This window comes from Paraflavitalea devenefica, assembly GCF_011759375.1.
In the GTDB taxonomy this organism is placed as follows: Bacteria; Bacteroidota; Bacteroidia; order Chitinophagales; family Chitinophagaceae; genus Paraflavitalea; species Paraflavitalea devenefica.
Window position 1 is genome coordinate 604,480 of sequence record NZ_JAARML010000005.1, and the last position, 15,687, is coordinate 620,166.

12 protein-coding genes are annotated in these 15,687 nt (G+C 48.6%); 3 read left to right on the plus strand and 9 right to left on the minus strand.

Going from position 1 to position 15,687, the window contains the following annotated elements; all coding sequences use genetic code 11:
* Positions 1-13: 13 nt before the first annotated feature.
* From HB364_RS27160 to HB364_RS27170, 3 genes are all read left to right on the plus strand, one after another.
* Entirely contained in the window at positions 14-742 is a 729-nt protein-coding gene (locus HB364_RS27160; RefSeq protein ID WP_167291564.1) for an esterase family protein, read from the plus strand.
* A 75-nt stretch (positions 743-817) separates the two neighbouring features.
* Positions 818-1,138: a hypothetical protein gene (locus HB364_RS27165; RefSeq protein ID WP_167291565.1), complete on the plus strand. Its 321-nt coding sequence runs from the start codon at positions 818-820 to the stop codon at positions 1,136-1,138.
* A 290-nt stretch (positions 1,139-1,428) separates the two neighbouring features.
* Positions 1,429-2,190, plus strand: coding sequence for a hypothetical protein (locus tag HB364_RS27170; protein WP_167291566.1), 762 nt, complete (start codon positions 1,429-1,431; stop codon positions 2,188-2,190).
* Between the two features lie 77 nt (positions 2,191-2,267).
* On the opposite strand, the gene preA is transcribed toward HB364_RS27170, so the two are convergent.
* The 9 genes from preA to HB364_RS27215 all read right to left on the minus strand — a co-directional run bounded on the left by preA (position 2,268) and on the right by HB364_RS27215 (position 15,676).
* The gene (gene preA / locus HB364_RS27175; RefSeq protein ID WP_167291567.1) at positions 2,268-3,536 is read right to left on the minus strand and encodes an NAD-dependent dihydropyrimidine dehydrogenase subunit PreA; all 1,269 of its coding nucleotides are present in this window, start codon (positions 3,534-3,536) and stop codon (positions 2,268-2,270) included.
* 66 nt (positions 3,537-3,602) lie between these two features.
* On the minus strand, positions 3,603-4,943 hold the full coding sequence (locus tag HB364_RS27180; protein WP_167291568.1) for an NAD(P)-dependent oxidoreductase: 1,341 nt from the start codon (positions 4,941-4,943) through the stop codon (positions 3,603-3,605).
* Between the two features lie 69 nt (positions 4,944-5,012).
* Entirely contained in the window at positions 5,013-5,879 is an 867-nt protein-coding gene (locus tag HB364_RS27185; RefSeq protein ID WP_208420113.1) for a nitrilase-related carbon-nitrogen hydrolase, read from the minus strand.
* Positions 5,880-5,913: 34 nt separating this feature from the next.
* On the minus strand, positions 5,914-7,296 hold the full coding sequence (gene hydA, locus HB364_RS27190; RefSeq protein ID WP_167291569.1) for a dihydropyrimidinase: 1,383 nt from the start codon (positions 7,294-7,296) through the stop codon (positions 5,914-5,916).
* Positions 7,293-8,771: an NCS1 family nucleobase:cation symporter-1 gene (locus tag HB364_RS27195; RefSeq protein ID WP_167291570.1), complete on the minus strand. Its 1,479-nt coding sequence runs from the start codon at positions 8,769-8,771 to the stop codon at positions 7,293-7,295. The genes hydA and HB364_RS27195 overlap by 4 nt, the downstream gene beginning before the upstream one ends.
* 13 nt (positions 8,772-8,784) lie before the next feature.
* Positions 8,785-10,131: an aminotransferase class III-fold pyridoxal phosphate-dependent enzyme gene (locus HB364_RS27200; RefSeq protein ID WP_167291571.1), complete on the minus strand. Its 1,347-nt coding sequence runs from the start codon at positions 10,129-10,131 to the stop codon at positions 8,785-8,787.
* A 159-nt stretch (positions 10,132-10,290) separates the two neighbouring features.
* Positions 10,291-11,748: a CoA-acylating methylmalonate-semialdehyde dehydrogenase gene (locus HB364_RS27205; protein ID WP_167291572.1), complete on the minus strand. Its 1,458-nt coding sequence runs from the start codon at positions 11,746-11,748 to the stop codon at positions 10,291-10,293.
* Between the two features lie 146 nt (positions 11,749-11,894).
* Positions 11,895-12,638: a LytR/AlgR family response regulator transcription factor gene (locus HB364_RS27210; protein ID WP_167291573.1), complete on the minus strand. Its 744-nt coding sequence runs from the start codon at positions 12,636-12,638 to the stop codon at positions 11,895-11,897.
* A 17-nt stretch (positions 12,639-12,655) separates the two neighbouring features.
* Positions 12,656-15,676 (minus strand): sensor histidine kinase, encoded by a 3,021-nt coding sequence (locus HB364_RS27215; protein WP_167291574.1) that lies wholly within the window; start codon positions 15,674-15,676, stop codon positions 12,656-12,658.
* Positions 15,677-15,687 lie beyond the last annotated feature (11 nt).

Genomic DNA, 15,687 nt, shown 5'->3' on the forward strand with positions numbered 1-15,687 from the left:
TCACTTTTAATCCATGAACAGGGAATATCGGAAATGGTTTAGTCCGGCGCTGCAAAGAGATATGGAGTTGCTTGTATTTGGACATGCAGGCATGCCCGTGCTCTTCTTCCCTACCCGTACCGCCCGGTTCTATGATTATGAGAACTGGCGTATTATTGAAGCCATACGGCATAAGATTGAAGCAGGTTTTATACAGGTGTTTTGCGTAGACAGTGTTGATACGGAAAGTTTTTATGCTTCCATTCCCCCGGCTGATAAGATAAAGCGGCATCTTCAATATGAGCAGTATATTTTACTGGAAGTACTTCCCTTCATCAGACGCGCCAATCCTCATCACAATGGCATTGCTACGGCGGGCTGCAGTCTGGGCGGCTACCACGCCCTGAATATCGCTTTGCGGCATCCCTCCCATTTCAGCAAGGTAACAGGCATGAGCGCCCGTTATGACCTCTCTCTATCCGCCCATAATTTCCCCGACCTGCTGAACGGTTATTTTGATGAGAATATCTATTACAACATGCCCAGCATGTATATGCCCAATTTGACCGACCCTGCCCTGCTGCTGCAGATCAGGAAGCTCACAATTGAACTGGTCGTGGGCAAGGAAGATCCTTTTTATGAGAATAATCTCCATTTAAGTCAGACACTCACCACGAAAAACATCCCCCACCGCCTGTATGTATGGGAGGAAGAAGCCCACCGGCCACGGTATTGGAGGAGGATGGTGCAGTGGTATTTGTAGCCCATGTGCGTACAGGCTATGATGATCTTTTTACCATTCAATTCAAATGAATGTCAGGGCACAATATTACTTGTTATGCGCTTAATAAAATCGTATTTTTATACCAGTCATGCACAACGAATGAAACAGGTTTGCAAATACAATTATTTCCATCTCCTGCGTCCGGACATCCTGGAGTCATGCTCCTTTTCCGGTAGCATCCCTGTTGCATTTTTGGCCGACACATCCACCACTCCCCGGAATGCTGCAGCTACTATTACGCTACTGTTCAACTACTATTCAGCTACTGTTGAGCTACTGTTTACCTGTCTTTACCGGGGGCTTACCCGCTTGTTGCCCCGGACCAACTATGGGATTCCTATTCCCGCTCCTTCTCTTTCCTTACCATTATTGTAGTCTTTTAGGGGTGTACTGGGCTGCATAAGCTCCCGGAATGGCCTGGGAATGCTCATGGCATGGTACTCCAGCGCCTATAGGAGCGTTTAAGTGCCGATATGAGTGCTGAGCATATTTAATTAGATATTCTTCAATACGCAGTCATATCAAGGTAAATAGTGTCAAAAGCCATTCCCCATCAAGGTAGACAGGGTTCAATATGATATGGAAGCACCTTCAATGTTTTCGAAACCTTTTGTCACGTGGTATCCTGCTGGTTAGATATTGTAAATTTGAGTAAATCATTTTTTATGGCAACGCAAGCAGGTCCCCTGCCCTTCACAGGGTCAATAGGCAATGTTACCGGGTATAAAAAAAACGGTAAACACTTTATAAAAGAGAAAAGTGTGATCACCCGTGACAGGGTGCTTCACAGTGCCGGTTTTGCACGCACCCGTGAGAATGCCAAAGAATGGCGCCGGGCCGTGCGGGCAGGTATGCTGGTACGCCATAGCTTCAGGCGCCTGCTGAAAGGCCTGCAACTGGCAGATAATGAACTGTCGGGCAGGCTTCATGGGTGGATGAATAAGATCGTGAAGTCGGACCTGGTGAGTGACCGCGGGGAAAGGACCGTATCCAAAGGGCAACTGGAACTGCTGGAAGATTTTGCCTTCCGGTCGGCCACCACTTTTAGCAGTGTTTTCTTTGCCGGCCCGGTGAGCTCTATTGATACAGTGACAGGCACCTTGAAGCTGGAGATCCGTCCTTTTGATCCCACCCGGCGGATAAATGCACCTGAAGGAGCTACTCATTTCAAAATAGTTGCAGCCGGCGCTGCCATTGATTTTGAAAAAGAACGTTGCCAGCATAATTATCAGGAAACGGGTTATTTATCATTGGCGGCAATGGTACAGGAGCCTATATGCCTGGAACAAACGATCACTCCCCTGCCGGGGCAATCCTTACTGCTGGCTATAGGGGTGGTATTCTATACACAACACGGGGATGGACGTTTTGATCGGGTGGATGGTGGGGTAATGCGGATATTGCAGGTGTTTAGTGTGTTGAAGTGAACTTTTGCCGCAGCGTCCTCGCCACCCTCAAGGCCAGGCCAGGAGAGACACTGCGGAGAAAATAGTAATGATGTAGCTTAATGATCATTCAACGGCAGCCCTCTTCGCTGGAACTCTTTCCAGTTCAGGTATTCTTCTCCCTTGCGTTGTTCTACCATAGTAATGCAATCCTCTACAGGGCATACCAGTTTGCACAGGTTGCACCCCACGCATTCTTCTTCTTTAATGGAATAGGTGTTGTACGGCTTGCCGTATTGCAGGTTGATAGACTGGTGCGAACCATCTTCACAGGCTATGTAACACAGACCGCAATGGATGCATTTATCCTGGTTGATGTTGGCCACAATATGGAAATTGATGTCCAGGTCTTCCCAATGTGTTAATGTGGGAACGGATTTCCCGATAAAGTCCTCAATTTTCTTAAACCCTTTTTCATCCATCCAGTTGTTCAACCCTTCACACATGTCCTCTACGATCCTGAAGCCGTGTTTCATCACAGCAGTACATACCTGTAAAGTAGTGGCCCCCAGCAACATGAATTCTGCCGCATCTTTCCAGGTGCTGATACCACCGATACCGGATACGGGCACTTTGGAAGTAACAGGATCCTGACTGATGGTTGTGAGCATCTTCAAGGCGATCGGCTTTACGGCAGGCCCGCAATAACCACCGAAGGTGGATTTACCCCCTACATTGGGATTGGGAACGAAGGTGTCCAGGTCGATGCCTGTAACGGATTGAATGGTATTGATGAGCGACAACGCATCGGTGCCTGCTTCTACAGCAGCCTTCCCTGTGGGCACCACGGAGTGTACATTGGGCGTTAGCTTGGTAATAACAGGGATGGTGGCCTTTTCCATCACCCACTCCACTACCATTCTGGCTATTTCAGGGTCCTGGCCAACGGCAGCGCCCATGCCTCTTTCCGTCATGCCATGTGGACAACCAAAGTTCAGCTCCAGTCCATGGGCACCGGTATCTTCTACTTGTTTGATCAGTTCATGCCAGCTTTGCCGGTCATTGTCGGCCATCAGGGAAACGATCATGGCCCTGTCGGGAAAGAGCCTGATACACTCTTTTATTTCCTGGAGGTTGAGGTCCAGCGGCCTGTCGGAGATCAACTCAATATTGTTGAACCCCATTACGCGGCTGCCGTTGTAACTGACAGCGGAATAACGGGAGGAAACATTCTTTACCTGGCTGCCCAATGTTTTCCAGACCACGCCACCCCAGCCTGCTTCAAAGGCACGCAGTACGTTTATTTTTTTATCCGTGGGCGGTGCACTCGCCAACCAAAATGGGTTAGGAGATTTGATGCCGAGGAAGTTTGCTGATATGTCGGCCATAAAAAGAGTTTGTAGTTTCGAGTTTGTAGTTTCGGGTTGCTCCGCACTTTGAAATTTGTTGATTATTTATTGCTCCAGGTATTTCAAAATTGCCTTTGCGCCGTCTTTGCCTGCCTGTACGGCGTCTACTACTTCTTTGCCACCGTTTACGCAATCGCCGCCGGCAAATACGCCCGGAATGCTGGTAGAACAGTTGTTGTCTATTGATATCCTTCCCTTATTATGCTGTAGCTGGTTGGTGCTTACCAATTCCTCAAAAGGTACCTGTCCTGCTGCCTTGATCACCATATCCACTTCGAGTGTAATGGTTTCGCCGGTGGGTACAGGAGAACGACGACCACTGACATCGGGTTCTCCCAACTTCATTACGTTACAAATAAGCTGGGATACATGACCATCGGTACCGGTCAGTGCTGCAGGCGCTGCCAGCCAGATCAGCTTACAACCATCCAGCCGGGCGATATCCAGTTCAACATTCGTACAGGGCTTTTCTGCTTCTGTTCGCCTGTACACGATGGTTACTTCTTTGGCGCCAAGACGTTTGGCCTGTGTGGCGGCATCAATGGCTGTCATACCCAGTCCGATCACTGCTACTTTATCACCCACCGGAACAGTTGCATAGTTGTTGGTGCGGATAGCGTAAATAAAACCGATGGCATCTACTACGCCCTGCAGGTCTTCACCCGGTATATCCAGTTGCCGGGCCAGTCCTACCCCAAAGCCGAGGTAAACGGCGTCATAGTTTTTCTTCAACTCATCCAGCGTAATATGCTTTCCCAGTTCCTGGTTGTATTTGATATCAATACCCCCCAGCGAGGTAATGTAGTTCACTTCTTCTTCGCAGAACTGTGGCGTTACTTTATACGCAGCAATACCATAGGTCATTAAGCCACCGCCTTTACTTTCTTTTTCATAAATGGTCACCTCAATCCCTTCCCGGCTTAATACATGGGCGCAACTCAACCCGGCAGGACCTGCCCCTACGACAGCCACTTTCTTACCGGTGGCAGGTTTGCGTGTAAACAAGGGCCATTTTGCTGCCATGGCTTTTTCGGTAGCATACCGTTGCAGTTTGGCAATGGGTATGGCTTCTTCTCCCATGAGGTTGTATACGCAGGCGCCTTCGCATAGTTTTTCTACGGGGCAAACCCTGGAACAACCGGCCCCCATGATGTTGGAAGAAAGAATGGTATGCGCCGAACCTTTTATATTTTCTGTAGCAATCTGTTTGATGAATTTAGGTACATCTATACTGGTAGGACAACTTTTCATGCAGGGCGCATCATAACAAAACAAACAGCGGTTGGCATCTACCAGCGCAGCACTGTGCGTTTCAAACGGCGGGTGGATGTCGCTGAAATGCTGATCGTATTCTCCGAGAGTTAATTTATTACTAGTGATGGGCACAGTTCAATGAATTATTAATTAATAATTATTAATTATTCGCTGCAGGTCTTTGGTTACAGTAATCAATGCTTACAATTCAGTGATCTTTCCATAGGTTTCAGGTCTTCGGTCGCGGAAGAACTGCCATACGCTTCTTACTTTTTCAATTTCATCCAGGTCAAGATCGGCTATCAGCAGTTCATCATTGTCTTCCGATGCTAGTGCCACTATTTGTCCGCGCGGGTCAACGAAATAAGAGCTGCCATAGAATCTGCCCAGGTTCCAGGGCTTTTCTTCGCCTACCCGGTTAATGCATCCCATGAAGTAACCATTGGCTGCCGCATGCGCCGGCTGTTCCAGCTTCCACAAGTACTGTGACAAGCCCGCTACGGTGGCCGAGGGATTGTACACGATCTCGGCGCCATTCAGTCCCAGACAACGGGCGCCATCGGGGAAATGCCGGTCATAACAGATGTACACACCGATCTTTGCATACTTTGTCTGGAACACCGGGTAACCTAAATTTCCAGGCTTAAAGAAGAATTTCTCCCAAAAGCCGGAAGTATGCGGAATATGGTTTTTGCGGTATTTGCCGAGGTAAGTACCATCCGCATCAATCACAGCCGCCGTATTGTATAAAACGCCCGCCTGTTCCTTTTCATAAATGGGTACAATGATGACCATACTGTATTTCTTCGCGTACTCCGCTATGCGTTCGGTAGTAGGCCCAGGTATCACTTCTGCAGAAGCATACCAGGCGCTGTTTTGCCCCGGGCAGAAATAAGGTGTATTAAAGATCTCCTGCAAACACAATATCTGTACGCCCTTTTTGCCTGCGGCTTCAATAAACGGCAGATGCTTCACGAACATCGCTTCTTTGATTTCTTCAATAGTACCCTCCCCTTCTGTTTTTGGCAAGCTCATCTGGATCAGTCCTGACTTAATGATTCGTGGCATGGTGTTAAGCGTTTAATTGGTTTAAGTTGATGAGTTAGATCTTTCCTTCCACTTTATTTCTCTTAATAAACTTCCCATATCCCTTTTCTACATGACACTGGTTGTTATCAATAGCTACCTGTCCGCGTAATAAAACCGTCTTTACTTTACCGGTTACTTCCCAACCTTCATAGGCCGAATAGTCCACATTCATGTGGTGCGTGGAGGCAGACAGGGTGTGCTTCTCCTGCGGATCAAATAGGATAATATCTGCATCACTGCCCACAGCAATGGTCCCTTTACGGGGAAACATCCCGAATATTTTAGCCGCATTGGTGGAAGCCACTTCTACGTATTTATTCAGGGTGATCTTTCCTTTGTTCACGCCTTCACTGAATAACAGTTCCATCCTGTTCTCAATAGCAGGGTGACCATTGGGGATCTTAGAGAAATCATGTTGCCCCATCAGCTTTTGTTCCCATTTAAAAGGGCAATGATCGGTGGCCACTACGTTCACCAGTCCCTGGTTAATACCGGCCCATAAGGTAGCCTGGTCTTTGGGCTGGCGCAAGGGCGGGCTCATGACCCATTTGGCGCCTTCAAAATCCTTTTCATATAAGGAAGCATCGAGCAACAGGTATTGAATACAGGTTTCCACAAATACTTTCTGGTTCCTGCGGGTGGCCTGTCGCACGGCATTCAGCGCGCCTTCACAGGTAAGGTGCACAATGTACCCGGGACAACCCGTATAATGGGCCATATCCGCAAAGCGGGCGGAGGCTTCCGCTTCGGTCACTTCGGGTTGCGACAGGTAATGGTACAGCGGCGATAGTTTGCCTTCGGCTTTGTGCCGGGCTACCAGGTAATCGATCATATCACCATTGGTGGCATGTACATTGATTAAGCCGCCCTGCTTTTTTACTTCCTGCATCAGTCCTACCATCTGCCGGTCATCGATCATCAGGGCGCCTTTATACGCCATAAATGTTTTGAAAGAAGTAATGCCTTCTTTTTCTATGATCCCCTGTATCTCTCCTTTGGTATTGTCATTAAAATCTGTGACCGCCATGTGAAAGCTGTAATCGCCCACAGCCGTTCCATTCGCCCGGCTGTTCCATTCGTCCAACGCAGCCTTTAAAGAGTTCCCTTGCTTTTGTAATACAAAATCGATCACGGTCGTAGTGCCGCCAAATAAAGCGGCCCTGGTACCCGTTTCATAATTATCACTGGAAAAAGTGCCCATGAATGGCATATCGAGGTGTACATGCGGATCAACGCCGCCGGGCATTACCAGTAAGCCGGTGGCATCTATTTCCTTATCCGCTGTAACGGTTAAGGCGTTACCAATGGCGGCGATCACTTCCCCGTCAATCAGCACATCCGCCCTGTAGTCGTCTGTAGCGGTGATAATCCGTCCGTTTTTGAGCAGTGTTCTCATGTCGTTTTATTACGGTACTTCATTAGTAAAATATAAGTGGCTCCACTCACAAAGAATCCCACGAACCAGGCATAATGGTACAGGTTGGAGATCCAACCCGGCACCGCCTCTTTACTGACCACTCCTATGTTGGTGAGGAAGCCGGGAATATTGGGAATGATACCCAGCAGCAAGGCAATGATGGCCTGGCTGTTGAACCCATTGTTATACCGGTAGCGGCCATCCTGCTGGTATAACTCTTCCACCACCAGTTGCTTTTTGCGCACCACATAGTAATCGGCAATCAAAATGCCGCCTACCGGCCCTAACAGGCTGGAATAGCCTACCAGCCAGGTAAAAATGTATCCACTGGGATCGGCCACCAGTTTCCAGGGAAAGATCAGGATACCGATAATGCCTGTGATGTATCCGCCTGTTCTGAAATTGATCTTTGCCGGGGCCAGGTGGGCAAAGTCGTTGGCCGGACTTACAATGTTGGCTGCTATATTGGTAGCCAGTGTGGAGATGGCTACCGCGATCATGGCTATACTGACCATTACTTTGCTTTCAAACTTTCCGGCCAGCACTACGGGGTCCCAGATAGTAGTACCATAGATGATGGTGGTGGCAGAGGTAACGACTACACCGATAAACGCAAAAAGTGTCATAGAAGGTGGTAGTCCTATGATCTGTCCTCTTACCTGTGCTTTTTGACTAACGGCATAGCGTGTAAAGTCCGGGATATTGAGGGAGAGCGTAGCCCAAAAGCCTACCATACCTGTTAATCCCGGAAAGAAGAATGCCCAGAAAGCGGCATCATTGGGAAACCTGGCCGGACTGGTGAGTATGGGACCTAAGCCACCCTTCACGGTATGGATAGCCCAGTACAGTAATGCCAGTGCTGCCACTGGTAAAAAGATTGCCTTAAATACCAGGAGCTTTTTAATACTGTTTACCCCCAGGTATACGACATACATATTGAGCAGCCAGAATAAAAAGAAGCAGATAGCAGGCCCTGTTTGTAACCCGAAGGATGCGGGGAAGATGGCCGGCAACTGTTCCATAGCCGGGAACCATAACCGCAGCATTTGATAGAGGGCAAAACCACCGATCCACGTTTGGATACCAAACCAGCCGCAGGCCACAATAGCCCTCAACATAGCGGGGATATTGGCGCCAATGGTGCCAAAGCTGGCCCTGGCGAATACCGGGAAAGGAATGCCGTATTTAGCGCCTGCATGGCCATTCAATATCATGGGCACCAGTACAATGGTATTGCCCAGGAAGATGGTGAGGATGGCCTGCCACCAGTTCATGCCGCCATCGATCAAAGAGCTGGCCAGCATGTAGGTGGGGATGCACAGGCTCATACTGATCCACAGTGCGGCGTAGTTCCAGGTGGTCCAGGTACGTTTGGCAACAGGCACAGGGGCCAGGTCTTCGCTGTACAGGGAAGCGGAAGGCAATGTTTGTGGGATTTCCTGGGTTATTTGCATGTAACTTTTTTAATTAATCCACATGAGCATCGGCAATGGTCAATGCTTCACTGATGATGGCCAGTCCTTCATTGATCTGTTCTTTGGTAATGCAGAGCGGCGGGGCAATGAAAATGTAATTCCAGCGCACAAAGGTGTACATGCCCAGCTCTTTGATCTTAGCGGCTACCTTGTTCATTACTGCCATTTCATCGGGTTTGGCATTAAAAGGCGCCATGGGCTCTTTGGTCGTTCTGTTCTTTACGATTTCCAAACAACCCAGCAAACCTGTATTGCGCCAATCACCAACAGATGGATGTTTTTGTTGTAAAAGCGCCACCTGCGTATCCATGTACTGCCCCATTTCGGCAGCATGCTCAACCAGGTTATCCTCTTCATAAATGCTCAGCGTTTCCAAAGCAGCCGCACAGCTCACCGGATGGGCAGAGTAAGTAAGGCCCAGTGGCAATATGTTGTCATCAAAATTCGCGGCAATTCTATCGCTCACCATCAGGCAGCCAAAAGGTAAGTACCCGCAGGTAAGCCCTTTTGCCATGGCGATCATATCGGGAACGATACCGTGATTTTCAAAACCAAACCATTTGCCGGTACGTCCAAATCCACTCATCACCTCATCGGCAATGAACAGGATGCCATGCTTATCACACAGTTCCCGTACTGCTCTGAGATAACCCACCGGGTATTTTAAGCAACCTGATGAGCCTGACTCACCTTCCAGTAAGATGGCCGCAATATTGCCCGGCCCTTCAAAAGCAATGATACGTTCCAGTTGGGCCACCGATTCTTTTAACAGGTTTTCTTCGCCATAAGGCCAGCGGTAGAGAACCGGGATATCAAAATGTACAAAATTGGGCGCCTGCTGCGCATCTACCGGCAGCCTGCGCGGATCACCGCTAACGGTCATAGCGCCAATGGAAGCGCCGTGATAAGATTGGTAACGGCTCAGTATCTTATGCCGCCCCGTGTGTAAACGGGCCAGCTTAATGGCATTTTCAATGGAGGAAGCTCCGCATAAGGTAAAGAAGGCTTTGTTGAGATCGCCGGAACAAATGGACGCCAGCTTTTTGCCCAATTCGCCACGCACCTGTGTAACGCAACCGGGCGTAACATACGACACCTGCTGCATTTGTTTTACCACCGCAGCGGTTATACGCTGATCGCCATGGCCAATATTGACATTCATGAGTCCGGATGAAAAATCAATATACCGTTTGCCATCATAATCATACAGGTACACTCCTTCTGCATATTTCACCGCAATGGGCGCAATGCCTTTTTGCTTGCACCAGGAGAATAAGGTGTAATCGAGGTTGTCCTGGATGATTGCCAGGGAGGGGGATATGGTTGCTGTTTGGGACATACTGCATTGTTTAGTGAATCTTCAATAAGACAATATTTCGGGTTTGGGGTTTAGTGTTTCGGGTTCTTTAAGTGTAACGACGTACGCTGTATCAATTAAGTCATGAATTACAAATTGCGGCAGCAACGCGAAACTAAAAACACGAAACCCGAAACTGTATCAGCTCATCCAGTTCACGCCTGCTTCGGGATTCCATTTGATGGTGCTTTTCTTTAACCGGGTCCAGAACTCAATGGAGCTTTTACCGGTAATGTCGCCTACGCCAAATTTGCTTTCATTCCATCCACCAAAGGAAAAAGGCTCCCGGGGTACCGGCACGCCCACATTCACCCCGATCATGCCGGCGCTGGCCCTTTCTATTACATACCTGGCGGCGCCACCGTTTTGGGTGAACACACTGGCTGCATTGCCGTAAGGGTTATTGTTTTCAATGGCGATGGCTTCATCGAGCGTGTTGGTGCGCATGATGCTAATGACGGGGCCGAAGATCTCTTCCCGGGCAACTGCCATATCCGGTTTTACATAATCGATCACTGTGGGGCCTACATAGGTACCTTCCTCTTTTCCTGCCACCACGGTATGCCGGCCATCCACCAATATCTTTGCACCTTGTTGTTCCGCTTCTGTGATGTAACGCTCAATGCGTTGTTTGGATTCCTTATTGATCACAGCACCGAGGTCTTTACCGGCCACGATCTTCCGGGCTTCCTGGCAGATCTTTTCAACGATGTGATCGATCTCTCCAACGCCTACCATGGCAGAGGCTGCCATGCAACGCTGCCCGGCGCAGCCGCTCATGGAGGCGGTGATGTTCTGTGCCGTCATATCGGGCCGTGCGTCGGGCAATACCAGCAGGTGGTTCTTGGCGCCGCCCAGCGCCAGGCAACGCTTGAGCTGTTGGGTAGCCCGTTGATAAACGTGCTTGGCTATTTTAGTAGAGCCTACAAAAGACACGGCTTCAATACCGGGATGATCGCAAATGGCATTGACGATCTCCGCATCCCCCTGCACCACATTCAATACACCATCGGGTAAGCCTGCTTCTTTCAGCAATGCGGCCAATCGTCCCACGCTCAATGGTACTTTTTCGGATGGCTTCATGATCATACAATTGCCCAACGCAATGGCATTGGGAATGGTCCAGTTGGGCACCATCGCCGGGAAATTGAAAGGCACGATAGAGGCTACTACGCCCAGGGGCACATGTTCGGTGCGGCATTCGATGCCTTTGCTCACTTCCAGCGTTTCGCCGGTCACCAGTTGCGGGAGGGAACAGGCAAACTCGGTGAGCTCAATGCATTTCTCTAATTCGGCCACGGCCTCGCTCATGGTCTTGCCGTTCTCTTCACTGCATAAGGCAGCCAGTTCGGGTAAGTTCTTTTCCAGCAGGAACTTATACTTGTAAAAGACCTGTACTCTTTCTTTAATGGGCGTTTTACTCCAGCCGGGAAAGGCCGCTTTTGCCGCTTTTACTGCTTTGTCCAGGTCGGCAGCCGTAGAACAGGGAAGCTCGGCCAGCGGGGTGCCGTCCCCAGGAGATGTGATTGTCAGTATTCTATCAGACTGGATGGTCTCGAAACGGCCATTGATAAAATTCCTGATCCTTTCGTATTTCATATAATGCGTTTTGGGAGGGAAAGAAAGCCATCATAAGTTAAACCATATTCTTCATAAAACCATATCTGATAGCATTATAGGGGGGTATATGCTGAACAAAGGGAGAGTGATCCGGGGTGGTTGGGAATAAAGCTATTTAGAGGCCGTTATGCTCCCAGTGCAGCTTTAACAGCCGCCTTCCTTTGTCTGGAAACCGGTAAACGTAATTTGTTTGATAGTAATACAGCTCCTTCATTCAGGTAGCTTTGAATAAAGGATTTATTGACCAGGTGGGATTTATGGATGCGGAGAAAGTTGTGTTGCGTTAAAATTTCTTCATACTCCTTAACGGTCCTGGCGCTCAGGTGCTTCCGGTTATTGGTAAGGTAAAACCAGGTATAATTGCTGTCTCCTTCACAACGTATGATCTCAGCAGGCGAAAAAAAGATGGCCCCTTCTTCCCCTGGTATGGCCAATTTAAAGTTGGATTGCTGGTGAGATTGGAGGTTTTGTTGCAGGTTGTTGATGAGTTCAGCCGTCTGTTTTTTATGGAGCAGCTTTTCTTTGTATCGCCGGATGGCTTCTTTCAGTTCATCGGCATCGATTGGCTTTAATAAATAGTCCAGGGCGCTGAAACGGATGGCCTGTATGGCATATTCATTGTACGCGGTAGTAAAAATGACTTCAAATTCATACCCCTGCATTTTCCCGAGCAACTGGAAACCATTGTCCTCCGGCATAACGATATCCAGGAAAACAAGTTGCGGCGCAAAGTTTTGCAGCAGGGCCAACGCTTCTTCGCTGCGTGTGGCGATCCTCAGATCACTTATTTCAGGAATATGCCTTTCCAGCATCATGCGCAGCACATTTGCCGCCACCGGTTCATCATCTATAATTAAAGCTTTTATCATACGGTCCCTATTGACGTTTACAGGTATTTGGCAGGGATCTCCAGTATCACCCTGGTCCCACAGGGCTCTCCGGTATCCTCTTTAAGATCTGTGATGTCAACTTTTGTCCGGTATTCCGGGTCCTGACTTAGCAGGTCGAGCCTTTCTTTTACCAGCCTGATCCCTTTTGACTCGTGGTGTAATAGTTCATGGTTGGCCTTTTTCATTTTTTGGGCTTTCTCCCTGCCCACTCCATTGTCCCTGATCTCACAGACCAGGTAGAAATCGGATGGCATAGTGAACGCTATGACCAATTCCTTATGTCCTTTTTTACCCGCCAAGCCATGCACAATGGCATTTTCAACAAAAGGCTGGATGATCATACCTGGTATCATGATGGCTTCGGCATCAATGTCATCATCTACCGTAATGCAGTAACTGAAATCTGGTCCCATGCGGAGGCCCTCCAATGCCAGGTACAGGTGTTGCAATTCTATTTCATTGTAAAGTGATATTTTAGAATGCTGTGTGTGGTGCAGTACGAGGCGCAGCAGCTTTGAAAACATCGAAATATACTTGTTGGCATTATCGGTGTCATTTTGCAAGGTAAAGTGCTGAATGCTGTTCATTGCATTGAAAATAAAATGCGGGTTCATTTGCGCCCGCAACGCTTTTACTTCCAGTTCAGATATCTGTTCCCTGATCCCGGCCTTTCGTTTCACCATTCTTATCCTTATTTGCATCCAGGTATACACGATAAAAATGATCCCTGCTATCACGAGCAGTCTAAACCACCAGGTTGCCCAGAAGGGTGGATAAATATGGAAAGGAAAATCCTGCACGGCGGCATACCAGTTCTTATTATCGAGGGAAGCCTCTACCCTGAAGCTGTAGTAGCCCGCAGGAAGTGCGGAAAAGCGAACGCTGTTGTTGCGCCCCGTATTGATCCAGCCTGTATCCAGGCCTTTTAACCTATACCGGTACTGAATGGCCTGTGTGTTTTTAAAATAAGGGGCAGCGAAAGTTATTTCAACGGCATGCTGTTGAGCTGGCAAACGAAGGGTGCTGGCCTGGCCCATGTAGTAAAGGGAATCAGCACCGTTGATCCGTACTTTCTCAATGATCACTTTAAGAGCAACCGGGGCAGACGTTATTTTTTCGGGTATTAAATAATTTAAGCCATTAAAACCGCCCAGGTAAACATATCCGTTGGAAGAAGCGTAAAAAGCGCCGGGATGAAAAAGTTTATTCTGCACGTGGTCGGAAACATTGAACCACTCCAACCGTTGTTCCTGCCACAAATACCGGTATAATCCGTTTTCAGCCCCGATCCAGGTATTACCGGCTTTATCCGGGAACAACAAATAGATACGCTGCTCAGCCAGTTGCGGAAGTATCCTTCTTTTTTTGATCTGTCCTTTTTCCATCCACACTTCCTCCAGGCCGGTGGAGCCCGCCCACAACCGGTTGTCTTTTTGCAGCACCATACATCGCACCGGGTCTCCCGCTTTATGAGCAGTATCTGCAGCAACAACCTTGAAGGCTGCATCTGTGTGCACAATACCCCTGCCTGAATAAAACCAAAGTGAGCCATCATTTTCTTCCACAGCTCCCATCGTATTATAAGCTGCCCCTTTAAATAAGGCGGGCTCTACCCGGTATGTTGACTTACGTATAATATATACAGCACGCATGGCCAATACCAGATGGTCGCCGTTTTCCCTCGTTATGATCCTGTTGATAAAATCAGTGCTTACTTTTTTCCGGAGGCTATCGCCCTGCTTTCCTGTGGGATACAGCGGACGCGAAAACTGCTTCGTTGCCGGGTCAAAAAGCCAGATGCCACCGGCAGTAAGTCCTACTATGAGTTTTTGTCCGTCAAATACCAATCCCCTCACAGAAGGCGAGTTGAAGGTCTCCTGGCTGTTGCCCGGTAAATACGAGGCCACCCGGCCGTTCTTTACGTCCAGGTTGGTCAATCCCTTCACGGTTGCCAGCCATAAGTTGCCAGGCCTGACTTCCGTGATGGCCCTGATGTCGTTGTTCCAGTTTTTCCCGGCGGCCGGATAACTACGCAGCCAGCCAATGGAATGACGGAAGGGATTGAAGAATACGATCCCCTCTTCCTGTATCATCCAGAAAGTCTTTTCGGCATCGAGGTAACTGGAAAAATAATTATTGTCATCGGCCAATGGATTGCCGGCATGGAACAGCACCGTCCTTGTAAAGTTTTTTGTGCGGACGGAGTACCTGAAACATCCCTGGTTGGTGCTTACAAAATATTCCTGCCCCGAAAGGGGAAACGCATTTTTGACCAGTACAAAACGGGCTTCAACGGAAGCAGGGAATTGTGTTTGTTGTAAAGGGGTAAGCGTGCCGGCCTGCAGATCTACTTCCTGCGTACTGAGGTCTCCACCCGACACCCAAACCTGGTGTTCATTCAACGGCATGATGGTACGTATATTCTTACACCTGATGGCTGTTATTTTACCCGTAACGGTATTGAACGAGGTCAATGAATCATTGTAGGAGAAGAACAGGACACGGCCTGATGCGGCCAGGATCCGCCGGGCAAAACGAGGACCGTTTAAAGCAGCCAACGGAAAATACTCAAACATTCCTTTCGATGAGGCATACCGGTACAATCCGTTGTGGGCGATCATCCATACCATGCTATCGGCTGTTGCCAGCAACCTGCCAAAATACTTTTTCCCCTGGCTATTCGTAGCCACCTCTTCAAACCCCACATAATCGTTCCTGAACTTCTTTATGCCGGTGAGGGAAGTGATCCACACATTACCAGCAGCATCAGCGGCGATATCCACGAGGTCTTCCGTGAACCGGAACTGTTGTACCGATTGCCCATTAAACCGCTGCACCATTTTTTGGGATAATAACCATAAATAACCATGCTTATCCCTTGCTATCTCCCGGATGTCTGTAGTTTGAATGCCATTGCTTTCATTCAGCACCTGGACATGAAAGTCCGGTAGCTGGGCATAGCTTACGCCGGCCACCAGCAAAAAAAGAAAAAAAGGTATGGTTTTAAGGAAGGTCAATATGGTAAAGC